The sequence below is a fragment of the Thermomonas alba genome, assembly GCF_022419205.1.
Classification (GTDB): domain Bacteria; phylum Pseudomonadota; class Gammaproteobacteria; order Xanthomonadales; family Xanthomonadaceae; genus Thermomonas; species Thermomonas alba.
Window position 1 is genome coordinate 307716 of sequence record NZ_JAJOZU010000001.1, and the last position, 25655, is coordinate 333370.

Consider the following 25655-nt stretch of genomic DNA (forward strand, 5'->3'; position numbering starts at 1 on the left):
CATGACCACCTGGCTCGTCACCGGCGGTGCCGGCTTCATCGGCGGCAACTTCGTGCTGGACGCGGTCGCGCGCGGGATCCGGGTGGTGAACCTGGACGCGCTGACCTATGCCGGCAATCTGGACACGCTGGCCGAGGTTGCCCATGACCCGCACCATGTGTTCGTGCACGGCGATATCGGCGATCGCGCGCTGGTGGCACGCCTGCTGGCCGAGCATCGCCCGGAGGCGGTACTGAACTTCGCCGCCGAGAGCCACGTGGACCGTTCCATCGACGGCCCCGCGGCCTTCATCCAGACCAATGTGGTCGGCACCCTGGCCCTGCTGGAGGCGGTGCGCGACCACTGGAAAACGCTGGATGCGGCAGCGCGCGACGGGTTCCGCTTCCTGCACGTCTCCACCGACGAGGTGTACGGCAGCCTGGGCGAGACCGGTGCCTTCACCGAGGACACGCCGTATGCGCCGAACTCGCCCTATGCCGCGTCCAAGGCCGCGTCCGACCACCTGGTGCGCGCCTTCCACCACACCTACGGGCTGCCCACGCTGACCACCAATTGCAGCAACAACTACGGGCCCTACCAGTTCCCGGAGAAGCTCATTCCGCTGATGATCGCCAAGGCGCTGGCCGGCGAGCCGCTGCCGGTGTATGGCGATGGCCGCCAGGTGCGCGACTGGCTGCATGTGCACGACCACTGCGCCGCGATCCGCGCGGTGCTGAGCGGCGGCCGGGCGGGGGAGACCTACAACATCGGCGGCAATGCCGAGCGCGAGAACATCGCGGTCGTACGCGCCATTTGCGCGCATCTGGATTGGCGTCGTCCGCGCGCGGACGGGCAGTCCTATGCCGCGCAGATCACCTTCGTGCAGGACCGCCCCGGACATGACCGCCGCTATGCCATCGACGCCGGCAAGCTGCGCCGCGAGCTGGGTTGGGCGCCGGCGCGCAGCTTCGAGCAGGGCCTGGCCGACACCGTGGACTGGTACCTCGCGCACCAGGACTGGGTGGCGCGGGTGCTGGATGGTTCTTACCGCCTGGAACGCATCGGGACCGCGGCATGAGCGCGCACACGCCATCTTCGCAACGCAAGGGCATCATCCTGGCCGGCGGCTCCGGTACCCGGCTGTATCCGATCACCCGCGCGGTGAGCAAGCAGCTGCTGCCGGTGTACGACAAGCCGATGATCTATTACCCGCTGGGCGTGCTGATGCTGGCGGGCCTGCGCGAGGTGCTGATCATCACCACCCCGCACGAGCAGGCCTTGTTCCAGCGCCTGCTGGGCGATGGCAGCCAGTGGGGCATGCGCCTCGAATACGCGGTGCAGCCCAGCCCGGACGGGTTGGCGCAGGCGCTGCTGATCGCCCGCGACTTTCTGGCCGGCGCGCCCAGCTGCCTGGTGCTGGGCGACAACATCTTCCACGGCCAGGGCCTGACCGAACTGCTGCGCCGCGCCGATGCCCGTATCGAGGGCGCCACCGTGTTCGGCTACTGGGTGCGCGACCCGCAGCGCTACGGCGTGGCCGAGTTCGATGCGCAGGGGCGGGTGATCGGGCTGGAGGAAAAACCGGCGCAGCCGAAATCCCACTACGCCGTCACCGGCCTGTATTTCTACGATGGCCGCGCCAGCGATTTCGCGGCGCAGCTGGCGCCTTCCGCGCGCGGCGAGCTGGAGATCACCGACCTCAACCGCCGCTACCTCGAGGACGGCAGCCTGCACCTGGAGACCCTGGGGCGCGGCTTCGCGTGGCTGGATACCGGCACCCACGAGTCGCTGGTGGAGGCGGCGGCGTACATGGAGACCATTGAAAAACGCCAGGGCCTGCGCGTGTGCTGCCCGGAGGAGATCGCCTGGCGCAACGGCTGGATCGATGATGCCGCCCTGCGCGAACTGGCGCGGCCGCTGGGGAAGAGTGGGTATGGAGAGTATTTGCTGGGGTTGATTTGAGAGATATGGCCAAGATGGTTATGGAGGGGATATGAGGAATTTTGATGGCATTCACCCAACTGTTCAAATCGGTGATGGGGTGGTGCTGGGGGAAGATATCGTAATTGGCCCCAATACAATTATTTATGATAACGTGCATATTGGAAGCGGTAGCAGAATTGGGGCTAATGTCATATTAGGTGAGCCGTGTTCAGGATTTTACGCGTCTAGTGCTGGATATGAAAATCCAGTTCTTATGATAGGTTCTGGTGCGCGTATCAGGGCTGGTTCTATATTGTACTCTGGTAGTACGTTTGGGGATGGGTTAGAGACTGGTCATAGAGTAACGATTCGCGAGGGTACTAGCGCCGGGCTCAATTTTCGGGTAGGGACACTCTCAGACATTCAGGGCGATTGCTACATCGGAGACTATGTTCGCCTGCATAGCAATGTTCATATTGGGCAGAAAAGTAAAATAGGGAACTTCGTTTGGATATTTCCTTATGTTGTACTCACCAATGACCCGCATCCTCCTTCGAATGAGCTAGTAGGAGTGGAGGTTGATGATTTTGCAGTGATCGCTACCATGTCGGTGATTCTGCCTGGCATCAGGATCGGTCAAGATGCTTTGGTTGGAGCTGGCTCAATAGTCAATCGGAATGTTGAGCCTGAGTCTGTAGTGGTCGGTAATCCTGCAAAAAAAGTGGCAACCGTTCGAGAAATTAAGTCTAAAAAAGACGGGGGGGCGGTCTATCCTTGGCGCCACTATTTTGATCGCGGAATGCCTTGGCAGGGGATTGGGTATGATGCATGGCTCGCAAATAAAGAGTAGTGCCTGCCTGATTGAGCTTCCAAACGTGATTGATTCTAGAGGGAATCTGACGTTTGCGGAGTTTGAGCGCCATATCCCATTCCAGGCCAAACGCTACTTTATTGTTTATCAGGTTCCGCTTGTAGAGGTGCGTGGTGAGCATGCTCATAAGCAATGCCATCAGTTTCTGATTTGTGTTCGTGGACGATTGTCTGTAATTGGCGACAATGGGTCATCCCAGGTGGAGTATGTTTTGGATAGACCTAATATTGGCTTTTATATGCCGCCCATGACCTGGGGTACCCAGTACAAATATTCGCCCGATGCAGTGCTGCTGGTGTTCGCTTCGCATTATTACGATCCGGATGACTACATCCGGGATTACGACGAGTTCCTGAGACTGGTGCGGGGTGAGCAGTGATTCCGTTTCTTGATTTGAAAGCGCCGCATCAAGAGTTGCAGTCGGAACTGGATGAGGTCTGGGCGCGGGTTCGGGATTCCGGCTGGTACATCCTCGGCCCCGAGGTCGATGCTTTCGAGCAGGAATATGCGGCCTATTGCGGCGCCCAGCATTGCGTGGGGGTTGCCAATGGCCTGGATGCCCTGCATCTGGCGCTGCGTGCGCTGGGCGTGGGTACCGGCGATGAGGTCATCGTCCCGTCCAATACCTATATCGCCACCTGGCTGGCGGTGAGCCAGTGCGGCGCGGTGCCGGTGCCAGTGGAGCCGGATCCGGCGACCCACAATCTTGACCCGGAGCGGGTCGAGGCGGCGATCACTCCGCGTACCAAAGTGATTCTGCCGGTCCATCTGTATGGACAGCCGGCCGACCTCGATCCGATTCTGTCGATTGCGCGCCGGCACGGCCTGCGCGTCCTGGAGGATGCCGCGCAGGCGCACGGCGCGCGCTACAAGGGCCAGCGCATCGGTGCGCATGGCGATGCCGTGGCCTGGAGTTTCTATCCAGGCAAGAATCTCGGCGCTCTGGGCGATGCGGGGGCGGTCACCACGAATGACCCGGAGCTCGCCGATCGCCTGCGCGTGCTGCGCAACTATGGTTCGCGCGCGAAATACGTCAACGAGGTGCAAGGCTGGAACAGCCGGCTGGACCCGCTGCAGGCCGCCATCCTGCGCGTGAAGCTGGCGCATCTGGACGAGTGGAATGCCCGCCGCGCGGAGATCGCCGCGCTGTACCTGCGAGAACTGGCGGATTGCGGCGTGGTGCTGCCGCAGGTGCCGGACTGGGCGCAGCCGGTCTGGCATTTGTTCGTGGTGCGGCATCCGCGCCGCGATGACTTCCAGCAGCGGCTTGCGCAGGCGGGCGTCCAGACGCTGATTCACTATCCCATCCCGCCGCACCGGCAGCAGGCCTATGCCGGATTGGGTCTCGCCGAAGGTGCGCTTCCCATCGCCGAGCGTCTGGCTGCCGAGGTGTTGAGCCTGCCGATGGGGCCGCATTTGCCGCATGCTGATGCCAAGATGATCATCGGGGCCGTCTCGGAATGCTGATCCTCAAGATCCGTCGCAGGCTTGCGCTCGTTGCGATTCTGATAGTCCAGAAACTCAGGATTGCCTGGTATTTCCTGCTTTCGACAAATCGTGTATCGGGTCATCCGGTTCTGCATCAGCCTTTACAGGCAGCCGGAGCGGGCGTCATCAGCTTTGAATCCAGTGTCCGCCTTGGCGTGTTTCCATCGCCTGGCTTTCTGGACAGTTATGCCTATATCGAGGCGCGCAGTCCGAACGCCATGGTCATTTTGGGTGCTGGAACCTGGGTCAACAACGGGTTTCGTTGCATTGCGGAGCACTCTTCGATCCGCATAGGCAGGGGTTGTCTGATCGGCGCCAATGTCGAGATACTGGACAGCGACTTTCATGGCATCGCACCTGCGGAGCGTGGTATTTCGAAACCTGAATGGGCAGCACCGGTCGTGGTGGAGGATAACGTTTTTATCGGATCGAATGTCCGTATCCTCAAGGGCGTGCGGATTGGTGCGGGTGCCGTCATTGCCAATTCGGCGGTAGTGATTGCAGACATTCCGCCCATGGTCGTTGCGGCAGGAATCCCTGCGAAAGTCATCCGTCCGATTGCGTGACATGAGCAATTCCTACCGCCAGATCCTGCGTTCCTCGTCCATCATCGGCGGGGCCAGTATCATCAATATTGTGGTGGGCCTGCTGCGCATGAAGGCGGCGGCGCTATTGCTGGGGCCGGCGGGCGTTGGTTTGATTGGATTGCTGCAGAACATCCTGAGTACGGCATCCGGCATTGCCGGCTTGGGCGTGGGCAATGTGGGCACGCGTCAAATCGCGGAGGCTGCCGCCAGTGGAGAGGTGCAGGCAGTCGCCGCCACCCGGCGTGCCTTGTTTTGGCTGACGCTGGCGCTGGCCGTGCTTGGTGCGCTGGTCGTATGGATGCTGCGCCAGGAGTTGGCCTGGCGTGTGCTGGGTGATCGCGCATATGGGCGCGAAGTGGGCTGGCTGGCGCTGGGCGTGGGCTTGACGGTGGCCGCCGCTTCGCAAGCCGCGCTACTGAACGGAATGCGCCGAATCGGCGATTTGGCCCGCATCAGCATCGGCTCGGCGTTGCTGTCCACGCTGGTGGCGGTGGCGGCCATTGGGCGATGGGGCGAGCACGGAATTCTGGTTTTCGTGCTGGCGGCGCCTGTGGCCAGTTTTCTGCTGGGGCATTGGTATGTGGCCAAACTGGGCCGGCTACATGCGCCGCCCAGTCCAGTGTCAAGGTTGGCGGCGCAGTGGGGGACGATGCTGCGGCTCGGCCTCGCTTTCATGTTGAGTGGAGTGGTCGTCAACCTGGGGCAGCTGTGGGTGCGCACGCTCATTCAGCGCGAGGCGGGCGCGGAGGCGTTGGGGCATTTTCAGGCCGCATGGTTGATCAGCATGACCTATCTGGGGTTCGTGCTAGGCGCGATGGGGACGGACTACTACCCGCGGCTCACGGCGGTGATTCGCGACTCGCAGGCCGTGAACCGGCTGGTGAACGAGCAGACCGAGGTCGCGCTGCTGCTGGCTGGGCCGGCGTTCCTGACGCTGCTTGCGTTGGCGCCCTGGGTTGTCGAACTGCTGTATTCGCGGGAGTTTGCGGAGGCCGCTGCCATCCTGCGTTGGCAGGTGCTGGGTGATGTGCTGAAGGTGGCGGCATGGCCGTTGGGCTTTGTGATTCTGGCGGCGGGGGATGGACGTACGTTCATGCTGACAGAGTCGTTGGCGATTGGCGTGTTTTGCCTATTTGTGACGGGGTGGTTGCCTGTCATGGGCGTTATGAGCACGGGGGCTGCGTTTTGCGTGATGAATGCTGTACTGCTGCCATTGGTGTATTGGCTGGCGCGCCGGCGTACGGGGTTTCGCTGGCAGACGGGCGTGCGGCGCAGGCTCGAGCTGCTGCTGCTGGCATGCGCCGCAGTGGCGGGGGTGGGGGTGTGGTCGCAGGCCGCGGCTGCGGGTATTGGGGTGATGCTGGCGGCGGTGTTCGGGCTGGAGGGGCTGGCGCGGCTTGGTCACATGGCGGGGTTGACCGGCCCGGTCGGCCGCCTGGCGGCGCTCAGCCGCAAATTGATGGTGCGTAGTGGGGTGTGGCGTGGATAGTAATCAAGAATGGCCGTTGGTGAGCTATGTGGTTTTGAGTTACAACCATGCCCGTTTCATCCGTCAGGCGATTGATAGTATCCTTGCACAGGAATATCCGGCGATCGAGTTGATCGTCGTGGATGATGGTTCCACCGATGGTAGCCGAGAGCTGCTGCGCGGGTTGAGCAAAGAAAAAGGCTTTCGGTTGATCGAGAAGGAAAACGGCGGCGTAGTGTCGGCGCTCAATGCAGGCATTCCGGTTGCGCGTGGTGATTTCATCGTTCCGCACGCGTCGGATGATGTCAGCCATTCTGGGCGAACGCGTGCGCAGGTGGCAGCGTTGCAGGCGCTGCCGCAGGCTGGATTTACGGTGGGTGGGATTCGAAAAATTTCCGAAGATGGCGCCATTCTGGAGGAAAATCAGGCGATTGGGCCAAAAGTGTTCTGTTTCGATGATTTTCTGATGCGACGCGCCAGTGTGCCGGCTGTCTCGTGCATGTATCGCGCAGATGCGATCAGGGCGGCGTTGCCTCTGGATGAGAGTCTCTGTTTTGAGGATGTGCAATTGTTTTGGGTGGTGACGGAGAAGGGTTGGCATTGCCTGCTGGATGATCGCATTTTGGCAGTTGACTACCGGATTCTTCCGCGCAGCCTTGGGCGTCAACGTAAAGTCAGGTTGTGGCGTGATTACCTGAAGTTTGTTCGACGCTATGAGGGGCGTCCTTGGTATGACTCGTTGTTGAGGGATGCGAAATCGGGTTTGTTTGTACAGCTTGCGATCGAACAGAAGCGGGACGCGCTCGGATTCCTGCGGGCGCATGCAAAGGATATTCGTCTGCCCTTGCTTCTTCGTGGGTGCGTACTGCTGTCAATGCCAGAATGGATCATTCGCCGCCTGCGGAAGAAGCACTGATGCAAGCAATCGGTCTATATGCCTTTTCTCTCGTCGGTCAGCTGTTGCCGGCCACGCGACTGTTTGGCTTCAAGCGCTGGCTGCTGCGTTTGGCGGGCGCGAAAGTGGGCAACAACGTCCGCTGCGCATCGAGTGCGCGGTTCCAGCTGACGGGGCCTTTGCAGATTGGCGCCGATACCTGGATCGGGCACGAGGTCCTGGTCGTGGGGGGCGATGCGCCGGTCGAAATCGGCGCATGTTGTGATATTGCGCCACGCGTGCTGATCGCGACAGGCACTCATCAGATTGCGCCGCATGCAGCGCACGTGGCGGGTAAGGGATATTCGCTTCCTATCCGCATCGGCGATGGGTGCTGGATCGGCGCCGGCGCCATCATCCTGGGCGGCACCACGCTCGGGGCGCACTGCATCGTCGCGGCCGGCGCGGTCGTGCGTGGGCAGTTTCCTGAGCGGGTATTGATTGGTGGCGTGCCGGCGCGGGTCATCAAATCCATCGATGCGCTGACATCGCCTTCTGCAGATGCTATTGAGTAGGACTCTTTGTGCAACGACCGCATTCCGCATCTCTGACCATGAGCCTAGCGCCACGCCTGCGCGTGCGAGCGTTTCTTCTCATTGCGCTCGTGCTGTTGGCATTGCGTCTGGCCTCTTCGGCTACGGCAGGGGCGGCGTTTTTCCTGCTTGCCGCCTATGCCCTCACCGGTCGCGCCCAGGCCATTCAGGCATTGGCGCTGTCCTGGCTGTTCAGCATGCTCAATCCTGCGCTGTCACCCGAGGCGTCGATGGCCGCGCTTGGGCGCTATGCAGTGATCGCGGGGGCGGCGCTGTCGGTTCTGCTGCGTACGCGGCGCAGCAGAGATTCCAGCGGCGTTGCGATTCATCGCCTGGTGCTAGTCACCCTGTTGCTGGGCGCAGGCATCGTGGCGCATGCGCTACTGTTCAGTCCGATGCGGGACGTTTCCGTGCTGAAGGCCATTTCGTGGACGGTTGCCTTCGCTACCCTGCTGTCGGCCTGGTCGGGCCTGGGTGAGAGTGCGCGCCAGCGTCTGGAACGCCAGTTATTCGCAGGGTTGACGGCGATCCTGCTAGCGAGCCTGCCGCTGGTGGCCAGTGGGCGTGGCTATCTGGTCAATGGCACCGGCTTTCAGGGCGTGCTGGCTCACCCGCAGACCTTCGGGCCGACGGTTGCGCTGCTGGCAGCCTGGCTGGGTAGCCGGATCGTGGCGGATCGCCGTCCTTCCTGGTGGCTGGTGGGGATGTTCGCGCTCTGCCTAGTCATGATCGTGTTGTCGGAAGCGCGCACGGCGGGCCTGGGGTTGTTGTTGGGTCTGTTATTTGCAGCGTTGACCGGACGCATCCTGGCGCGCAGGAAGCTGCGCGATTATCTGCCCGGCCTGCGCAGCCGACGGGTGCAGCTGGCGGTTGGGCTGGGGCTGCTCGCCGTGATCGCCGCTGGCCCTTTCCTGGGGCAGCGCGTGGGCACTTACTTGGCCAAGCGCAGTGGCACCAGCAATGTGGTTGAGGCCTACGACCGTTCCCGTGGCGCCAAAGTGGACCAGATGTGGGACAACATCCGCGAACACCCGCTGCGCGGCATCGGGTTTGGCGTGGCGTCCGATCCGTTTGAAATGGAAGTGAAGCGCGACCCCGTGCTGGGCTTGCCCACGGGGGCGTCCATCGAGAAGGGGGTGGTGTATCTGGCCGTTTGGGAAGAGCTGGGCCTGCTGGGGCTGCTGGCCGTCCTCGTCTGGCTGTGGCTGCTGGTGCGGCGCGCGGCCCGCGCCGGTATGACGCCCCTCGCCGTGGGGTTGACGGCGCTGTTCATGAACTTCGGCGAGGCTACTTTGTTTTCACCGAGCGGGATGGGCATGCTCAGCCTGATTCTGCTGGCGTGGGCGGCCACCGGGCGATCGTCGCGCAAGGGTCACGCACGTGGCTGAGGTCTGGTTCTGGCAGACGGTGGTGACTCCGCACATGGCGGCCCTGGCGGCTGCGTGCGCGGCCGCGGGCCATCGCGTCACTTATGTGGCGCAGTGCGCGATGACGCCGGATCGCATCCAGCAGGGCTGGTCGGTTCCGGAAATCAAAGGGGTGGACGTGCGGTTGGCTGGCGATGCCGCGCAGATGCGCAGGGTGGCAAAGGAGGCGCCGCAGACGGCCCATCACCTGTTCCAGGGGCTGCGCGGGAACGATCTGCTGGCCGTGGCGCAGCGCCAACTGCGCTGGCGCGGCATGCGCCAGTGGGTCGTTATGGAGGCCGTAGCAGATGCAGGGGCGCCTGGCCACATCAAGCGTGCCCTCTATCGCGCTCTGTTCCTGCGATATCGACGCGATCTTGCGGGCGTGCTGGCCATTGGATGTGGCACCCGCGATTGGGTCGTGGCGCGGGGTATGCCAGCGCAGCGCGTCTTTCCCTTTGCCTATTTTTTGGGAGAACCAACAACCGGTTTCGAATCATCATCGACAAGCAAGATGGTGGAGGAGAAGGCCGGGAAAAGCCCGTCATCTTGCGTACGGTTGTTGTTCGTTGGCCGGCTGATATCGCTTAAACGGGTCGATCTGTTGATCGAGGCCTTGCGTCGTCTGTTTGACGCAGGTTTTTCGGGGTTCTCTTTGGAGATCGTGGGAGATGGTCCGCTGAGGGAAGGCCTGCGGCAACAGGCGGCGTTCTTGGGCGATCGTGTGACGTGGCATGGCGCTGTGCCGATGCCGCAGGCGCGCCGACATATGGCGCAGGCGGATTGTCTGGTGCTGCCCAGCGATCACGACGGGTGGGGCGCGGTGGTGTCGGAGGCATTGATGGCCGGCACGCCTGTGATCTGCAGCGATGCCTGCGGCGCGGCGGAAGTCGTGCGCGCCAGTGGCGTTGGCGCTGTGTTTCCGGCGGGAGATGCGGCAGCGCTGGCGGAGTGTCTGAAATCTGTGCTCGAAGCCGGCGCGCAGTCGCCGCAAGCGCGGCAGGAGTTGGCGGCCTGGGCGCGTTGCCTTGGCGCCGAGGCGGGCGCCGATTACCTGCAGCGCATTTTTGCGTATATGGAAGGACATGTACCGAGGCCACGGCCGCCGTGGCAGACCAAGGAGAGGACGTGACATGTCAGGGGTGAGGGAATGTGTGGGTTGATTGCGGCGTTTGCGCGAAACGGGGTGTCTCCGGCCGGGGTGACTCTCGCATTGGCAGCAATGCAACCGCGTGGTCCCGATGGGGAGGGGCTTTGGCAAGAGGGCGGGGTAGCCCTGGGCCATCGACGGCTGGCCATTCTGGATCTGGATGCGCGCGCGGCGCAGCCCATGCAGTCGGCCGATGGGCGCTACCTGATCGTCTTCAACGGGGAGATCTACAACTTCCGCGACTTGCGTCGGGAACTGGAGCGCGAGGGCCACGCTTTCCGTACCGAAAGCGATACCGAGGTGCTGCTGGCGCTGTTCGCGCGCGATGGCGAGGCGATGCTGGACAAACTTCATGGCATGTTCGCTTTCGTCGTCTGGGACCGGCAAGCACGCCGCGCATTCGCAGCACGCGATCCCTACGGCATCAAGCCGCTGTACGTGGCGAAGACCGGCAACGGGATCATGCTGGCCTCGCAGGTGAAGGCGCTATTGGCAAGCGGGCAGGTGGCGCATGATCCAGATCCGGAGGGGCAAGCCGGATTCTGGTTGCTGGGTAGCGTGCCGGAGCCACGCACTTGGTATCGCGATATCCAGGCGGTGCCGGCAGGTCACTTTGCCTGGATTGCGGAAGGGGCCGTCCAGCGCATGGTCTGTTGGCACGATATCGGCCAGGTATGGCGCAATGCCGAATCGATGGGCGAACGCGACGATGCGAGTGTGGTGGCAAGCGTGCGCGCGGCGTTGCGCGAGTCAGTGGCCCGGCATCTGGTCGCTGACGTGCCGGTGGGTGTGTTCCTCTCGGGAGGCATCGACTCAGGGGCGCTGGCCGGACTGATGGTGGAGGCCGGTACGCGCGACTTGCAAGGTGTCACTATCGCCTATGACGAGTTCGCTGGCAGTCACCAGGACGAAGCCCCCGCCGCCGCCGCCCTTGCGCGGCATTACGGTATCCGCCACCACGTGCGCCGGGTGACACGGGAAGAATTCCTTGCAGATTTGCCGCGCATTCTTGCGTCGATGGATCAGCCCAGCATCGACGGCATCAACACCTGGTATGCCAGCAAGGCGGTCGCGGAGCTGGGCCTGAAGGTGGTGGTGTCGGGCGTCGGTGGCGACGAGCTGTTCCAGGGGTATCGAAGCTTCCGCCAGCTTCCGGCGCTGGTGTCGCGTTGGCGCAAGCTGTCGTCGATTCCGGGGGCGCTCGCGTTGGGGCGTCTGGCCGGGGCCCTGCATGCGCGTCGCACTGGCAATGCGCGCTGGCGTCATGCGGCCGATTGGCTGCGTTCGCTGGAGGGGGCGTACTTGCTGAGCCGGGGACTGTTTGCGCCGGATGCATTTCCGACCGAGGCGGATACAGCGGTCCTCGCGAAAGGGTTCGATCCCGTTGCTCATGTCGTGGCGATGACCGGTTCATTGCCGGCTGATCGGCGTCTCGCATTAGGGCAAATCGAATCGATGACCTATCTGCGCAACCAGCTGCTGCGGGATTCCGACTGGGCCAGCATGGCGCATAGCGTGGAACTGCGCACGCCGCTGGTGGATGCGCATCTGCTGACGCAGTTGCAGCCACTGTTGCCCAGCTTCACCCGCTTCCCGGGCAAATCCCTGCTTGCGCAGGCTCCGGAAAAACCACTGCCAGAGGCCATTCGGCAGCGCCGTAAGACCGGGTTCGGCATTCCCGTGTCGCGGTGGCTGGCTGAAGGCGGCATCGCGGCCAATGATGGCAGCCGCAGTTGGGCCCGGCAGGTGGCGCGGGCCTGGAGCCAGCCGAGGAAAATGTCGGCATGAAGCTACTGCACGTCGTCCCCCATATCAGCGCCGAGGCATCCGGCCCGTCTTATTCGGTACCGCGGTTGTGCCAAGCCTTGGCCGAGGATGGGCATGCGGTGCGGCTGAGCTGCCTGGGGGCCGCGCGCCCGGTGCCGGGCGTGCAGGTGGACGTGCATCCGCAGTGGCCCGTGGCGCGACGCTTTGCCATTTCCCCGGCGCATGCGCGGGCCCTGGCGCGCGCGGCGCACGAGGTGGATATCGTCCACAACCACAGTCTGTGGTCGATGGTGAACGTCGCCGCGGGTTGGGTGGTGCCAGGCAAGCGCGCCAAGCTGGTGGTCTCGCCGCGCGGCACGCTGTCATCGTGGGCGCTGGGGCACAGCCGCTGGCGCAAACGGCTGCTGTGGCCCTTGCAGCGCCGCGTGCTGGCGCGTGCGGACCTGCTGCATGCCACCAGCGAGGCCGAATACCACGACATCCGGGCGCGCGGATTCCAGGCGCCGGTGGTGGTGATCCCCAACGGAATCGACGTGCCGCCGTTGCCGCCCCGCAGGCCGCAAGACGGACTGCGCACTCTGTTGTTCCTGGGGCGGCTGCATCCCGTGAAGGGCATTGATCGTTTGCTTGACGCGTGGGCCGCATTGGAAGCCATGTTCCCGGAGTGGCAGCTCGTCATCGCAGGCAAGGGCGAGTCGGCGCACGAGGAGGCGATCAAGGCACAGGCGGCGCGGCTCGGTCTGCAGCGCGTCCATTTCCCGGGGGCGCTGTACGGCGAGGACAAGGCGGTGGCCTACCGGGCGGCGGACCTGTTCGTGCTGCCCACCCATTCGGAGAATTTCGGCATGGTGGTAGCGGAGGCGCTGGCGCATGGCTGCCCGGCCATCGTGTCCAAGGGGGCGCCGTGGAGTGGATTGGAGCGCGAAGGCTGCGGTTGGTGGATCGACCATGACGTGCCAACCCTCCAGGCCGCGCTGACGCATGCGATGGCTCAATCCGCAGATATCTTGCAAGCGATGGGGGCACAAGGCCGGGAGTGGATGCGACGTGAATATGGCTGGATGTCAGTTGCACAGCGGATGACGGCGGCCTATGCATGGTTGCTTCATGGCGGCACCGTGCCTGCCTGGATTCAATTGGAGTGAATGAGGGAGATGATGATCCAGGAGGCTCATGTCTCGGTACCCAAGAAGACGGCACGGTTGCGCCGCCTGGCGGAAATCGTGTTTGGTCCATTGGTCGTGTTGCGTCGGTTGCCAGCCACTTCCGGCGGGGGGCGCATTCTGGTGAGCGGGCGCGTAGGGGGGTTGAAATACCTGCTCAAGTCTGCGCCACGTTGGGATATGCCGCTGCTGAACGTGGCACGTGCATTGGTCAAGCCCGGACATGTGGTATGGGATATCGGTGCCAATGTCGGGTTATTTGCGCGTGCGGCCGCGTTCCATGCGGGTGTGGATGGTTTCGTGCTGGCGGTGGAGGCCGATGCCGATGTCGTGAGATTACTGCGAAAGACCGCGGCCATGACAGAGCCAGGGCACGCGCGCATAGACGTATTGCCGGTCGCTGTTTCCGATGCGTGTGGTGTTGTCAGGTTTGATATTGCAACTCGGGCGCGGGCGGCCAATGCCATCCATGGTTTTGGCTCGACTCAGACTGGCGGTGTGCAGGAGACACGGCTTTTGCCAAGTCTCACGCTGGATGCGTTGTTGGACCATTTTCCCGCGCCAGGTGTTTTGAAAATCGATGTCGAAGGCGCGGAACTTGGCGTGCTTGCCGGCGCGCGGTGTCTGCTGACTGCTTGCCGGCCTATGGTTTACTGCGAGGTACAAGACTATACGCGCAGGCAGGCTGTCCAACTCCTCGAAGACGGTGGCTATACCGTCTTCGATGGGGATCGCTTCGCGGTGCAGGGAGCACTGCTGCCAGTGAACGATCGCACCAGCAATGTCATTGCCTTGCCGCGTGATGCGGAGAGTGGCGATGCAGGCTGATTTTCCCCGGGGGTATGGCATTCACTGGATGCCGGGCGTCGCCCCCGTCGCGGTAGTGATGATCTCGTTGAACGAGGCCCACAACATGGAGGCCGTGTTGGCTAACCTGGAGGGCTGGGCGCAGGAGGTCTTCCTGGTCGACAGCCACAGCGCGGACGACACGGTGGACATCGCGCTGCGGCATGGCGTGCACGTGGTGCAGCGTCGCTTTCGCGGATTCGGCGACCAGTGGAACTTCGCCCTGCGCGAGTTGCCCATCACGGCGCCGTGGACGATGAAGCTGGATCCGGACGAGCGCCTGTCCGACGAATTGAAGCGCAATCTGGCCGATGCCATGCGGCGGGGCGAGGTGGACGGTTTCACCCTGCAGCGCCGGCTGTGGTTCATGGGGCGGCCATTGCCGGTGCGACAGGAGATTTTGCGCGTCTGGAAAACAGGAAGATGCCGTTTTTCAGACGTGCTGGTAAACGAGCATCCCCTGCTGGATGGGCGCAGCATTCCAGTGGTGGGTGAACTCGAGCATCACGATAGCCCTGATCTGGAGCACTGGCTGCACAAGCAGAACAAATACACCACCGCCGAAGCGCTTGCTGCAGTGCGTGGAGATGCGCTGTCGGTGCAGCCGAGCCTGTTCGGAGGCTCCGCGCAGCGCCGAATGTGGCTCAAGCGCCATTTTTTTAAAATTCCATTTCGATATGCGTTGGTTTTTCTGTATTACCTAGTATTTGCTGGCGTCTGGCGAGCTGGGCGTGTTGGGTTGATATGGGCCAGGCTGCGTGCCGACGTCTATCGCTTCAGGCAGTACAAAATTTTCGAGATGCAGGTCACGGGCAGGGCACCGGGCAAGAGGGTTTACGCCCTCGGGCATCCGGATCTGCGCGTCCGGCAATTCGATTAGGAAGTTCATGGAATGAAACAAATCCTGCAAAGCCTCAAAACCGGCCAGACCACGCTGCTGGAGGTGCCGGCGCCGCGCCCAGGGCCTGGTCAGCTGGCCATCCAGACGCATGCCACGCTCGTGTCGGCCGGCACCGAGCGGATGCTGGTGGAGTTCGGCAAGGCGGGCTGGATCGCCAAGGCGCGCAGCCAGCCGGACAAGGTGCGGATGGTGCTGGAAAAGGTTCGCACCGATGGGCTGGCGGCCACGCTGGAGGCGGTGCGTAGCAAGCTGGACCAGCCGCTGGCGCTGGGGTACTGCAACGTGGGAACGGTGATCGCGGTCGGGCGCGGCGTGAGCGGCTTTGCGGTTGGTGACCGGGTGGTGAGCAACGGCAAGCATGCGGAGCTGGTGTGCGTGCCGCAGACGCTGTGCGCGAAGGTGCCGGATGGGGTCGGCGACGAGCAGGCGGTGTTCACCGTGCTGGCGGCCATCGGCCTGCAGGGCATTCGCCTGGCGCAGCCGACGCTGGGCGAGTGCGTGGTGGTGACCGGCCTGGGCCTGATCGGCCTGCTGACCGTGCAGCTGCTGCGCGCGCAGGGCTGCCGGGTGATGGGCATCGATTTCGATGCGGCCCGCTGCGCGCTGGCGCGTGACCTGGGCGCGGAGGTGGTGGTGAACCCGGCAGCCGGCGAGGACGTGCTGGCCGCGGCGCAGGCGTTTTCGCGCGGGCGCGGGGTGGATGTGGTGCTGATCACCGCCTCCACCCGCAGCAACGAGCCGGTGCACCAGGCCGCGCAGATGTGCCGCAAGCGCGGCCGCATCGTGCTGGTGGGCGTGACCGGGCTGACGCTGTCGCGGGCGGATTTCTACGAGAAGGAGCTGAGCTTCCAGGTCAGCTGCAGCTATGGGCCGGGCCGCTATGACCCGGCGTATGAGGAACAGGGGCACGATTATCCGGTGGGCTTCGTGCGCTGGACCGAGCAGCGCAACTTCGAGGCGGTGCTGGACATGCTGGCCAGCGGCGCGCTCACCGTGGCGCCGCTGGTGTCGCATCGCTTCCCGCTGGAGCAGGCGGAGGCGGCCTATGCGCTGTTGTCCTCGGATGCGCCGTCGCTGGGCATCGTGTTGGACTACCCGCGCGACGATGCGGCGCGTCTGCAGGAACGCACGGTGGCGCTGGCTTCGCCGGCGGGGGCTGGCGTGGCGGCACCGGGCAAGGTGGCCTTCATCGGCGCGGGCAACTATGCCGGGCGGGTGCTGATCCCGGCGTTCAAGGCGGCCGGCGCGCAGTTGCAGTCGCTCGCCAGCGGTGGCGGCGTCAGCGCGGTGCATTTCGGCAGGAAGTACGGATTCCGCAAGGCGTCCACCGATTGGGCCGACTGCGTGGCGGATGCGGACGTGGACACCGTGGTCATCGCCACCCGCCATGACGCCCACGCACGCCAGGTGCTGGCCGCGCTGCGGGCCGGCAAGCACGTGTTCTGCGAAAAGCCGCTGTGCCTGACGCAGGAAGAACTGGACACGATCGAGGCCGAGGCGCGTGCCCGGCCCGGCCAACGGCTGATGGTCGGTTTCAACCGTCGCTTCGCGCCGCAGGTGGTGAAGATCCGTCAGCTGCTGGCGCCAGTGGCGGAGCCGAAGAGCTTCGTCATGACCGTCAACGCGGGCGCCATTCCGGCCGACCACTGGACGCAGGACAAGGCCGTGGGCGGCGGGCGCATCGTCGGCGAAGGCTGCCACTTCATCGACCTGCTGCGGCATCTGGCGGGCGCGCCGATCGTCCAGCAGCACGCGGTGGCCCTGGGGCCGCATCCGGCGCTGGGCGTGCGCGACGACAAGGCGACCCTCACCCTGGTCTTCGCGGACGGCTCGGTGGGGACGATCCACTATCTCGCCAACGGCCATAAAGGCTTTCCCAAGGAGCGGCTGGAGGTGTTCTGCGCCGGCCGCGTGCTGCAGCTGGACAACTTCCGTGTCCTGCGCGGCTGGGGCTGGGCGGGCTTTTCGCGCATGCGCCTGTGGCGGCAGGACAAGGGCCAGGCGGCCTGCGCCCGTGCGTTCATGGACGCGGTCCGAGGCCATGCGCCCGCGCCTATCCCGCTGGATGAAGTGCTGGAGGTGAGCCGCGCCAGCATCGAGGCGCAGCTGGCGTTGGAGGGCAGGGCATGAGCGTGCTGGTGGACATCATCGCGGGCGCGCGTCCCAACTTCATGAAGATCGCGCCGATCCTGCACGCGATGCAGGCCCGACGCGATGCCGGCGGCCCCTTGCGCTGGCGGCTGGTGCATACCGGGCAGCATTACGACCCGCGGATGTCGGGGGAGTTCTTCGCGCAGCTCGGCATCCCCGCGCCGGACGTGAACCTGGAGGTCGGCTCCGGCACCCAGGCCGAGCAGACCGCCGGGATCATGGTTGGCTACGAGCGCCTGCTGATGCAGCAACGCAGCGCCTGCTGCCTGGTAGTGGGCGATGTCACCTCCACGATGGCCTGCGCCATCACCGCGCAGAAGCTGCACGTGCCGGTGGCGCACGTGGAGGCCGGGATCCGCTCCGGCGACTGGACGATGCCGGAGGAGATCAACCGGCTGGCGACGGATGCGGTGACCAACTGGTTCTTCACCACCAGCGAGCACGCCAATGCCAACCTGCGCCGCGCCGGCGTGGAGGAGTCGCGCATCTTCTTCGTCGGCAACACCATGATCGACACCTTGCTGGCGAACATGGAGCGCCTGCGGCCGCCGCCGTTCGTGGAAACCCTCGGCCTGCAGCCAGGTGGATATTTCGTCGCCACCTTGCACCGGCCGGCCAATGTGGACAGCGCCGAGGGCTTGGCACGCTTGCTACACGCGATTGGGAATGGCTGCCGCGGCTTGCCCGTCGTCTTTCCGGTGCATCCGCGCACGGCCAGGACATTGCGCGAGTTGCCCGGTTTCCCGGCCAACCTGCTGCTGGTCGATCCGCAGCCCTACCTGGAGTTCAACTGGCTAGTGAAGCACGCCAAGGGCGTGATCACCGACTCCGGCGGGATCACCGAGGAGACCACGGTGATGGGCGTGCCCTGCCTGACTCTGCGCGACAACACCGAGCGCCCGGAAACCGTGGAGCTTGGCACCAACGAGCTGGTCGGCACCGATCCGGCCAAGCTGGCGCCGGCGCTGGCGCGGTTGTTCGACGGGCAGTGGAAGCAGGGACGGGTGCCGCCGCTGTGGGATGGCCGCACGGGCGAGCGCATCGTGGCGACGCTGGAGCGGCTGCTGGCGTGCGGGTGACCGGACTCGCCCGATGACGGATCAGGGCGGGCTCCGATCCGTGCAGTTCGGTGCGGGGTCGATCAAGCCTCCGCCATGACCACGCCAACGCCGGCGGCACGGGCGGCATCGGCCAGCGCGGTGTCCACGGTAGCGATGGGGAGTTGCAGGCGCAGCGCCAGTTCCAGATAGGCGGCGTCGTATGCGCTGAGGTCGTAGCGCAGCGCCAGCGCGAGTAGTTGCGCTGGTTGCGGCGGGACCTTGTCGGTCTGGATCGGCAGCAGTGCCAATTGCTGGATGGCGGCCTGGGCCTGTTGCGCGATCATCACTCCGCGTTTGCAGGCGGTACGCATGACGTTGGCGTACTCCAGGTGAAGCAAGGGCGGCGCATGCGCATGGTCGTTTAGCAGCAGTTGCGCCACGGCTTCGGTGTAGGGATTGGATTGCGAGTCCAGCAGCCAGCCGCAGACCACCGAGTTGTCCAGTACGAACGGCATCAGTCCAGGCCTTGCCGGGCGATCGCCTTGAGATCGCCATCCAGGGTCGTGCCGCGCCGGAGTTGGGCCAGGCGCTGGAATACCTGTTGCGTCTGCGCTTGCCGGGACTTGCTGCCGATACGGGCGCGGGCTGGCACCAACCGCGCCACGGGCTTGCCGTGCCGGGTGACGGCGATGTCCTCCCCGGCTTCGGCGCGTGCGACCAGTTCGGAGAACCGGTTCTTGGCTTCGGCAATAGGGAAGCTGGGCATGCGAATCCTCAAAAAAATGGCTAGCCAGAATATAAATAGGCTGGACAGTATAGGCAATGCCTATGCGTTGGATATGATGTGCCGGATTAAGGCAGCGGAGCCGGCATGGCCGGAAGAGACGTTCTCACTCGTTACTGGCACACCCTGCGCTGGCTGCGGCCAGTGCAATGGTATGGCCGTGCCTGGCACCGCCTGTATCGGCCGGCGCCCGACCTGCGCCCGGCGCCTGCGCTGGTCTTGCCGGCTAGACGCTGGCAGGCGTGCGCGCGCGTGCCGTCGCTGGTGGGGCCGGAGGTCTTCCGCTTCCTGTCGGTCGAGCGCCGGATCGCGACCGTGGCCGACTGGAACCGCGCCGACTGGCCCAAGCTGTGGCTGTACAACGCGCACTATTTCGATGATCTGGTCGCGGACGACGCGGCGGCGCGCACGGACTGGCACCGTGCGCTGATCGCGCGCTGGATCGCGGAGAACCCGCCGGGGCAGGGCAACGGCTGGGAGCCGTATCCCACCTCCCTGCGCATCGTGAACTGGCTGAAATGGCTGCTGGCCGGCCACGCGCCGGTGCCCGGCATGCTCGATAGCCTGGCCGTGCAGGTGCGCTGGCTAGGGCGCCGGCTGGAGCATCACCTGCTGGGCAACCACCTGTGGGCGAATGCGAAGGCGCTGGTGTTCGCAGGTGCGTGCTTCGATGGCAGCGAGGCGCGGGCGTGGCTGCGCAAGGGGCTGCAGCTGCTGCGGCGCGAGCTGCGCGAACAGGTGCTGGCCGACGGCGGGCATTTCGAGCGCAGCCCGATGTACCACGCGATCCTCACCGAAGACCTGCTGGATCTTGTGCAGCTGGCGCAATCGTTCGACGCGCTGGGCACGGAGGCAGAACGCTGGCAGGACACGGTGCGGCCTATGCTCGACTGGGCCACGGCGATGGCGCATCCGGATGGAGACGTTGCGTTCTTCAATGACGCAGCTTTCGGTATCGCCGCGCCTTTACCCGCCTTGCGGGCATATGCGCAGGCGCTGGGCATGAGCGTTCCGCCATTTCCCGCCCCGGGCCTGCGGTTGCTGGAGGCCTCGGGCTATGCCCGCCTGCAGACGGGCCCAGCGCTGCTGCTGGCGGACGTGGCGCCGGTCGGGCCGGATTATCTGCCGGGGCATGCGCACGCTGATACGCTGAGCTTCGAGTTGTCGCTGCACGGTCGCCGTGTGCTGGTGAATGGCGGCACCTCCACCTACGAGAACAACGCCGAACGCCAGCGCCAGCGCGGTACCGCGGCGCACAACACGGTGGTGGTGGACGGGCAGGATTCCTCGGAGGTCTGGTCGGCGTTCCGGGTGGCGCGGCGCGCGCGCGTGCATGAGGTCAACGCCAGACAGCAGGAAGGAGTGTTGTCCCTCTCGGCCTGGCACGACGGTTTTCTGCGCCTGCCAGGGCGGGTGCGCCACCGCCGTCGCTGGCGGCTTTCCGCGCAGGCACTGGTGGTCGAGGACGTGCTGGAAGGCCATTACCGCGAGGCCGAGGCCCACTTCCTGTTCGCGCCGGGTGAGCATGACACGCTGCGCTGGCAGGTGGAGGGCGGCGAAGCGAGAATGGAAAACGCCGTCTGGTGCCCGCGTTTCGGGGAGGCGCAGCCCACCTGCAAGCTGGTGATCCGCTTCCTGCAACCCCGCTGCGCGGTGACCTTCTACTGGGATTGAACTCGCCCGTGCGTATCCTGTTTCTGTCCGACAACTTCCCGCCCGAGGGCAATGCCCCGGCGACCCGACTCTACGAGCACGCCACGCGCTGGGTGCGCGCAGGCCATGAAGTCACGGTCATCACGTGCGCGCCGAACTTTCCGGAGGGAAAACTCTTTGCGGGCTATCGCAATGCCTGGCGACAAGTGGAGTGGATGGACGGCATCCGGGTGGTGCGGGTCAAGACCTACATCACGGCAAACGAAGGCTTTCTCAAGCGCACGCTGGATTACCTCAGCTTCATGCTGATGGCCACTTTCATGAGCCTGTTCGAGCGCCGGCCGGACGTGGTGGTGGCGACCTCGCCGCAGTTCTTCTGCGCGCTGGCCGGCTGGATGGTCAGCGTCCTGAAGTGGCGGCCGTTCGTGTTCGAACTGCGCGATTTGTGGCCGGCTTCGATCGTGGCGGTGGGAGCCATGCGTAAGAGCCTGCTCATCCGCCTGCTGGAGCATCTGGAGCTGTTTCTGTACCGGCGCGCGGCAGCAGTCGTTTCGGTGACGGAAGCTTTCCGCGCCGATTTGATCGCCCGCGGTGTTCCGGCATGCAAAGTCGAGGTGGTCATCAATGGCGTAGACCTCGATCGCTACGAACCGCGGGAGCGCGATGGCATTTTAGCGCGGCAGTTCGATCTCGAGGGAAGATTCGTGGCCGGCTACATCGGCACGCACGGCATGGCGCATGCGCTTCCGAAAGTGCTGGAGGCAGCTGAACTGCTGCGAGGCCGGGATGACATTGCATTCTTTTTCGCCGGATCTGGCGCCGAGCGCGCGCATGTGGAGCAGATCGTCGCCGCACGGAGGCTGCATAACGTGCGGCTGATTCCGCGCCAACCGAAAGAAGCGATGCCGGCGCTATGGAGCCTGTGCGATCTGGCCATCGTGCCGCTACGCGACACCCCGGTGTTCACTACGGTGATTCCGTCGAAGATTTTCGAGGCGATGGGCATGGGCGTGCCGATCCTGATGAGCCTGCCGGAAGGCGAGGCCACCAGCATCGTGCGTGCCACCGGTAGCGGGGTGTGCGTACCGCCCGAGAATCCGCAGGCAATGGCCGCGGAGATCGCACGCCTGGCGGATGCGTCGGCAGAGATGGCGCGTCTGCGTCGGCAGGCGCGTGCGGCTGCTCCGCAGTTCTCGCGCGAGACGCTCGCGCAGCGCATGCTCGCCGTGTTGGAGCGGGTGGCCGCGCGATGACCGCACAAGACCCCGGACGACCAATTCAGCATGCGCGGCGAGCGTTGGCGCAGACCCTGCTGGGCGCGCCCTTGCCACAAATGCTGGCGGGTGCCGAGGGTCTGGCGCTGGCGCGGCGCGAGGGCGTGCTGCCCCTGCTGGAGGCGGCCCTGCGCGCATCGCCGCAATGGCCGGAACTACCGCAGGAGTTCACGCGCGAACTGCAGGAGGAGGTGCGACGCGCCATCGGACTGGATCTGTACCGCCGGCATGAATTGGCTCGGGTTGCCGCTGCGCTAGCGGATGCAGGCGTGCGTGCTCTGTTGCTCAAGGGCAATGCGCTCGGCTTGTGGCTGTATCCGCAGCCCTATCTGCGGGTGACGCGCGACATCGATTTGTTGCTGACTTCGCGTGCCGAGATCGAGCGCGTCGTGGAGTTGCTGGCGCCACTGGGGTATACGGCAGAGCCGGATCCGGGGCGCTTCTTCTTCGAACGCAAATGCCAGATGAAAGTCGCAGGCCATAACCGCTGCGAGCTGGATCTTCATCGCCGCCTGCTCAATGCGCCTCTGTTTGCGGAGGCGCTGTCGTTTGATCTGCTATGGTCGCAGTCGCGGCCGCTGCCCGGGCTGCCTGATGGCATCCGCGGGCTATCGCCCGCGCATGCCCTGTTGCATGCCTGCCTGAATCGGGTGCTCGACATCCAGACCGGCGAACCGCAGCGGTTGAAGCTGCTGCTCGATGTGCATCTGCTGGCGGAGCGTCTGGAGGCGGGGCATTGGGTGGAGCTTGTCGGACAAGCGCGCGCAAGCCGGATCGCAGGGGGCTGCTTGCGGGTATTCGATGAGACATCCGCCTTGTTCGATACCCGGTTCCCTGCGGATGTGCTTGAGGACTTGCGCCGTTTCGCTGCGAGCGAGGCGCTGGACTGGACACGTCTGGCCGACTGGCGCTACATGCAATGGCGAAATTTCTTGGCTGTGCCAGGATGGGGAGCGCGTTTGTGTTGGGTGTGGGAACGCCTGTTTCCGACACGCAGCCGACTTCTCGGGCGGCGCAACCGCTACGGAGAGGGGCATTGGCTGCTTTTGCTGCTTCGTCGTCTGGCTTATGGGATTCGTCGATTACACAAAAATGAGCATACGGGGCGCCCTGGGGCGTCGGATGGAGTGATCGAATGAGTATTCTGGTCACCGGCACCGCCGGTTTCATCGGTTCCCACGTCGCCCAGCGCCTGCTGGCGCGCGGCGATCAGGTCATTGGCCTCGACAACCTCAACGACTACTACGACGTCAGCCTCAAGCAGGCGCGGCTGGCGCGGCTGATGGATGTGCCGGGGTACACCCATATCACCGCGGATCTGGCAGACCGTGCGGCCATTGAGCAAGTGTTCGCAGCACACAAGCCGCAGCGCGTGGTGCACCTGGCCGCGCAGGCGGGCGTGCGTTATGCCGCGCAGAACCCGCACGTGTACGTGCAGAGCAACGTGGTCGGCTTCCTGCATGTGCTGGAGGGGTGTCGCCATCACGATGTGGAGCATCTGGTCTATGCCTCCACCAGCTCGGTGTACGGCGCCAACACCGCGATGCCGTTTTCCGAGCATGCCTCCACCGAGCATCCGCTGACGCTGTACGCAGCCAGCAAGAAAGCCAACGAGATGATGGCGCACAGCTACGCCCATCTGTATGGGATTCCCTGCACCGGGCTGCGCTTTTTCACCGTGTATGGCCCGTGGGGCCGGCCGGACATGGCTCCGATTCTGTTTGCTCGGGCGATCAGCGAGGGTAAGCCGATCCGGGTGTTCAACCACGGGCGCCACAAGCGCAGCTTCACCTATGTGGACGATATCGTGGAGGGCGTGGTGCGCACGCTGGATCGGGTGCCGGGCCAGGATCCGGCCTGGTCGGGAGCCCACCCGGACCCGGCCACCAGCGGGGTGGCACCGTATCGGCTTTACAACATCGGACACGAGCAGCCGATCGAGCTGCTGCATTTCATCGAATTGTTGGAACAGAACCTGGGGCGCAAGGCGCAGATGGAACTGCTGCCGTTGCAGGCGGGTGATGTGCCGGATACAGAGGCGGATGTCTCCGACCTGGTGGCCGCCACGGGCTATCGGCCGCAGGTTTCGGTGGAGGAGGGCGTGGCCCGTTTCGTGCGCTGGTACCGGGAGTACTACGGCACGTGAGCGTCGGGCGACAGCATCGCCAGCAGGATCGATTCGACCTGCGCGAGCGCGCCGTATTCGCGGGGATAGTCCAGCTGATAGCTCAAGCCTGCCGCCGCCAGTCGCGCCACCAGTCGAAACTGTCTGGCGAGCGTCTGCTTGTCGTGCACGTCCAGCATGAAGGCGTGGCGAATCCAGGCTAGATGTGCCTGGGATGGCGTCAGATGCGTGATGGTGGGCTCCCTGGCACTGCCATCGCCCAAAAAGAACGCCGCGCGCAAAGGGGCAGCCGAAGTGGCCAGCGGCAACAGGCTGCGAACATCGAAGCGCTGCTTGTGGGTGTAGCTGACCGCGGGCATGGGCGCGATATCGGTCGGCAGCAGGGCCGTCCGGCTGTCTTGCCACAGACGAACCGAGGGGCGATTGGGCATCGCCAGGATGTTGCCGTCTGCCTCGCGAAGTTCCAGCCCGTCATCGGTGAGCAGGGGATGCCCGCGGCTTGCAAGATAGGTCGCCAGCGTAGATTTGCCGCGCCCGCTTTGGCCGAGAAACCCCACGGCTGCGCCATCGATCGAAAGCGCGCTGGCATGGAAGACTGGCCGGTGTTGCAGGCTGAGGGCAGCTGGGAGTACCTGGTTGGCGAACAGATGCTCCAGGGTGGGCGCGTCAGTGCCGGGCACTGGGATGGCCGTGATCTGGCCTGCGTGCGTGACGTGGAAATCGGCCAGCTTGGGGAATCGCATGCGATAGCCGTCGGGCATGCGATGGATCAGGCACCAGATGCCTCCGTTCGGCAGCGTCCAGCAGTGCAGCGGGGACGTGTGATCTTCGGCCTGCGGCCTGGCCGGAAGTTTTAGGTAATCACGCATCATCGCAAGGCGTCCGGGGCGGCAGGGGAACTGCCGTGAAAGGTTTGGCTGGAGCCGAAGAGGGATCGAGCGATAGGCCGTTCAACTCGACCCAGGCATGCATTTCAGGTGGGCTGTCCGAGATGCGCCGCACGCCCAGCAGCAACTGGCTGGGAAGGCCGCGCCGGCGCAGGAGGACGTGCAGCAGGAGGGCCTGGCGCAGGCAGGTCGTTTTGATGGGCCCGCGGCGACCGGCAATGGCGATCAGCCTCGCCAGACGTTGCGCGCGCGCCAGCTCCGCCCGGGTGATGTTAGGCGCTGGGGCAATGGGCGTGTTGCTACAGAACCGTTCGAGCAGCGAACGCGTGCGACGGTATCCAAGGCGCTTTAGCAGCAGCGAAACGACCGGCAGGGCGAGCATCAGCAGCGGAAGCAGGATGCGTTCGCGCGGCGCCAATGCCCGCCAGCGCGCCAGGGCGCGCGACGGGTTCATTCCAGTTCGATCAGGCCGGCATCTTGCAGGCGTGCCATCAACGCCAGCAGATCGCGTTCGATGCGCTCGGCTGGAGCGTCAAACTCCACGCACAGCGCCGCGTGCAGCGCCCGCAGTGGGGTAGGCTGCTCCATCAGCTGCCAGATACGGGCGCCAACCCGATTCAGCCCGAAATAGCGCTCGCCGGCAAGGTCGAGCAGCACGGCCTCGTCGCCGTCGTCCTGGCACAGCACATGCCCGGAGCGGCGTACGCTCCGGGACATGTCAATCA

26 protein-coding genes are annotated in these 25655 nt (G+C 64.6%); 21 read left to right on the forward strand and 5 right to left on the reverse strand.

The genetic code is table 11. The annotated features are described in order from the left end of the window. Position 1 precedes the first annotated feature (1 nt). The 17 genes from rfbB to wecB are packed head-to-tail and all read left to right on the forward strand — an operon-like array spanning position 2 to position 18246. Positions 2–1057 carry a dTDP-glucose 4,6-dehydratase gene (rfbB, locus tag ML342_RS01480; RefSeq protein ID WP_240125133.1) on the forward strand — a complete coding sequence of 352 codons (1056 nt, stop codon included), beginning with the start codon at positions 2–4 and terminating at the stop codon, positions 1055–1057. Continuing rightward, positions 1054–1941: a glucose-1-phosphate thymidylyltransferase RfbA gene (gene rfbA / locus ML342_RS01485; protein ID WP_240125134.1), complete on the forward strand. Its 888-nt coding sequence runs from the start codon at positions 1054–1056 to the stop codon at positions 1939–1941. Before rfbB ends, rfbA begins: the two co-directional genes overlap by 4 nt. Before the next feature lie 31 nt (positions 1942–1972). Beyond that, complete coding sequence (locus tag ML342_RS01490) at positions 1973–2752, forward strand: acyltransferase (RefSeq protein ID WP_240125135.1); 780 nt, start codon at positions 1973–1975, stop codon at positions 2750–2752. Then, complete coding sequence (locus tag ML342_RS01495) at positions 2727–3152, forward strand: sugar 3,4-ketoisomerase (protein WP_240125136.1); 426 nt, start codon at positions 2727–2729, stop codon at positions 3150–3152. The genes ML342_RS01490 and ML342_RS01495 overlap by 26 nt, the downstream gene beginning before the upstream one ends. After that, positions 3149–4240 (forward strand): DegT/DnrJ/EryC1/StrS family aminotransferase, encoded by a 1092-nt coding sequence (locus tag ML342_RS01500; protein WP_240125137.1) that lies wholly within the window; start codon positions 3149–3151, stop codon positions 4238–4240. The genes ML342_RS01495 and ML342_RS01500 overlap by 4 nt, the downstream gene beginning before the upstream one ends. Next, positions 4234–4827, forward strand: a complete 594-nt coding sequence (locus ML342_RS01505; RefSeq protein ID WP_240125138.1) for an acyltransferase — start codon at positions 4234–4236, stop codon at positions 4825–4827. The genes ML342_RS01500 and ML342_RS01505 overlap by 7 nt, the downstream gene beginning before the upstream one ends. Position 4828: 1 nt before the next feature. Beyond that, positions 4829–6337 carry an O-antigen translocase gene (locus ML342_RS01510; protein WP_240125139.1) on the forward strand — a complete coding sequence of 503 codons (1509 nt, stop codon included), beginning with the start codon at positions 4829–4831 and terminating at the stop codon, positions 6335–6337. 19 nt (positions 6338–6356) lie between these two features. Continuing rightward, complete coding sequence (locus tag ML342_RS01515; protein ID WP_240125140.1) at positions 6357–7232, forward strand: glycosyltransferase family 2 protein; 876 nt, start codon at positions 6357–6359, stop codon at positions 7230–7232. Beyond that, on the forward strand, positions 7199–7765 hold the full coding sequence (locus tag ML342_RS11860; protein ID WP_275672337.1) for an acyltransferase: 567 nt from the start codon (positions 7199–7201) through the stop codon (positions 7763–7765). The genes ML342_RS01515 and ML342_RS11860 overlap by 34 nt, the downstream gene beginning before the upstream one ends. An 8-nt stretch (positions 7766–7773) precedes the next feature. Then, positions 7774–9171 (forward strand): O-antigen ligase family protein, encoded by a 1398-nt coding sequence (locus ML342_RS11970; protein WP_240125141.1) that lies wholly within the window; start codon positions 7774–7776, stop codon positions 9169–9171. Then, positions 9164–10321: a glycosyltransferase family 4 protein gene (locus tag ML342_RS11975; protein ID WP_240125142.1), complete on the forward strand. Its 1158-nt coding sequence runs from the start codon at positions 9164–9166 to the stop codon at positions 10319–10321. Before ML342_RS11970 ends, ML342_RS11975 begins: the two co-directional genes overlap by 8 nt. A gap of 18 nt (positions 10322–10339) precedes the next feature. Continuing rightward, complete coding sequence (asnB, locus tag ML342_RS01535) at positions 10340–12127, forward strand: asparagine synthase (glutamine-hydrolyzing) (RefSeq protein ID WP_500809965.1); 1788 nt, start codon at positions 10340–10342, stop codon at positions 12125–12127. After that, a complete protein-coding gene (locus tag ML342_RS01540; RefSeq protein WP_240125352.1) occupies positions 12124–13251 on the forward strand; it encodes a glycosyltransferase in 1128 nt (375 codons plus the stop codon). The genes asnB and ML342_RS01540 overlap by 4 nt, the downstream gene beginning before the upstream one ends. A 12-nt stretch (positions 13252–13263) precedes the next feature. Further along, the gene (locus ML342_RS01545; protein ID WP_240125144.1) at positions 13264–14097 is read left to right on the forward strand and encodes an FkbM family methyltransferase; all 834 of its coding nucleotides are present in this window, start codon (positions 13264–13266) and stop codon (positions 14095–14097) included. After that, entirely contained in the window at positions 14087–14995 is a 909-nt protein-coding gene (locus ML342_RS01550) for a glycosyltransferase family 2 protein (RefSeq protein WP_240125145.1), read from the forward strand. The genes ML342_RS01545 and ML342_RS01550 overlap by 11 nt, the downstream gene beginning before the upstream one ends. 12 nt (positions 14996–15007) lie before the next feature. Next, positions 15008–17146 carry a bi-domain-containing oxidoreductase gene (locus ML342_RS01555; RefSeq protein WP_240125146.1) on the forward strand — a complete coding sequence of 713 codons (2139 nt, stop codon included), beginning with the start codon at positions 15008–15010 and terminating at the stop codon, positions 17144–17146. Continuing rightward, on the forward strand, positions 17143–18246 hold the full coding sequence (gene wecB, locus ML342_RS01560) for a non-hydrolyzing UDP-N-acetylglucosamine 2-epimerase (protein ID WP_240125147.1): 1104 nt from the start codon (positions 17143–17145) through the stop codon (positions 18244–18246). The genes ML342_RS01555 and wecB overlap by 4 nt, the downstream gene beginning before the upstream one ends. A gap of 62 nt (positions 18247–18308) precedes the next feature. Here the strand turns inward: wecB and ML342_RS01565 are convergent, their stop codons facing one another. Next, complete coding sequence (locus tag ML342_RS01565) at positions 18309–18722, reverse strand: type II toxin-antitoxin system VapC family toxin (protein WP_240125148.1); 414 nt, start codon at positions 18720–18722, stop codon at positions 18309–18311. Further along, on the reverse strand, positions 18722–18973 hold the full coding sequence (locus ML342_RS01570; protein WP_240125149.1) for a type II toxin-antitoxin system Phd/YefM family antitoxin: 252 nt from the start codon (positions 18971–18973) through the stop codon (positions 18722–18724). The genes ML342_RS01565 and ML342_RS01570 overlap by 1 nt, the downstream gene beginning before the upstream one ends. Before the next feature lie 105 nt (positions 18974–19078). Here ML342_RS01570 and ML342_RS01575 point away from each other — a divergent pair, with 105 nt between their 5' ends. The 4 genes from ML342_RS01575 to ML342_RS01590 are packed head-to-tail and all read left to right on the forward strand — an operon-like array spanning position 19079 to position 24064. After that, positions 19079–20665 carry a heparinase II/III family protein gene (locus tag ML342_RS01575; protein ID WP_240125150.1) on the forward strand — a complete coding sequence of 529 codons (1587 nt, stop codon included), beginning with the start codon at positions 19079–19081 and terminating at the stop codon, positions 20663–20665. 8 nt (positions 20666–20673) lie between these two features. After that, entirely contained in the window at positions 20674–21897 is a 1224-nt protein-coding gene (locus ML342_RS01580) for a glycosyltransferase family 4 protein (protein WP_240125151.1), read from the forward strand. Further along, positions 21894–23057, forward strand: a complete 1164-nt coding sequence (locus ML342_RS01585; RefSeq protein ID WP_240125152.1) for a nucleotidyltransferase family protein — start codon at positions 21894–21896, stop codon at positions 23055–23057. The genes ML342_RS01580 and ML342_RS01585 overlap by 4 nt, the downstream gene beginning before the upstream one ends. Continuing rightward, the gene (locus ML342_RS01590) at positions 23054–24064 is read left to right on the forward strand and encodes an NAD-dependent epimerase (protein ID WP_240125153.1); all 1011 of its coding nucleotides are present in this window, start codon (positions 23054–23056) and stop codon (positions 24062–24064) included. Before ML342_RS01585 ends, ML342_RS01590 begins: the two co-directional genes overlap by 4 nt. Here ML342_RS01590 and ML342_RS01595 read toward each other — a convergent pair. Genes ML342_RS01595 through ML342_RS01605 form a run of 3 tightly spaced genes read right to left on the reverse strand, consistent with a single transcriptional unit; the run spans position 24052 to position 25647 of the window. After that, a complete protein-coding gene (locus ML342_RS01595) occupies positions 24052–24912 on the reverse strand; it encodes a hypothetical protein (RefSeq protein ID WP_240125154.1) in 861 nt (286 codons plus the stop codon). The genes ML342_RS01590 and ML342_RS01595 overlap by 13 nt on opposite strands. After that, the gene (locus ML342_RS01600; RefSeq protein WP_240125155.1) at positions 24905–25384 is read right to left on the reverse strand and encodes a lasso peptide biosynthesis B2 protein; all 480 of its coding nucleotides are present in this window, start codon (positions 25382–25384) and stop codon (positions 24905–24907) included. The genes ML342_RS01595 and ML342_RS01600 overlap by 8 nt, the downstream gene beginning before the upstream one ends. Beyond that, entirely contained in the window at positions 25381–25647 is a 267-nt protein-coding gene (locus ML342_RS01605) for a PqqD family protein (RefSeq protein WP_240125156.1), read from the reverse strand. The genes ML342_RS01600 and ML342_RS01605 overlap by 4 nt, the downstream gene beginning before the upstream one ends. Positions 25648–25655: the final 8 nt, after the last annotated feature.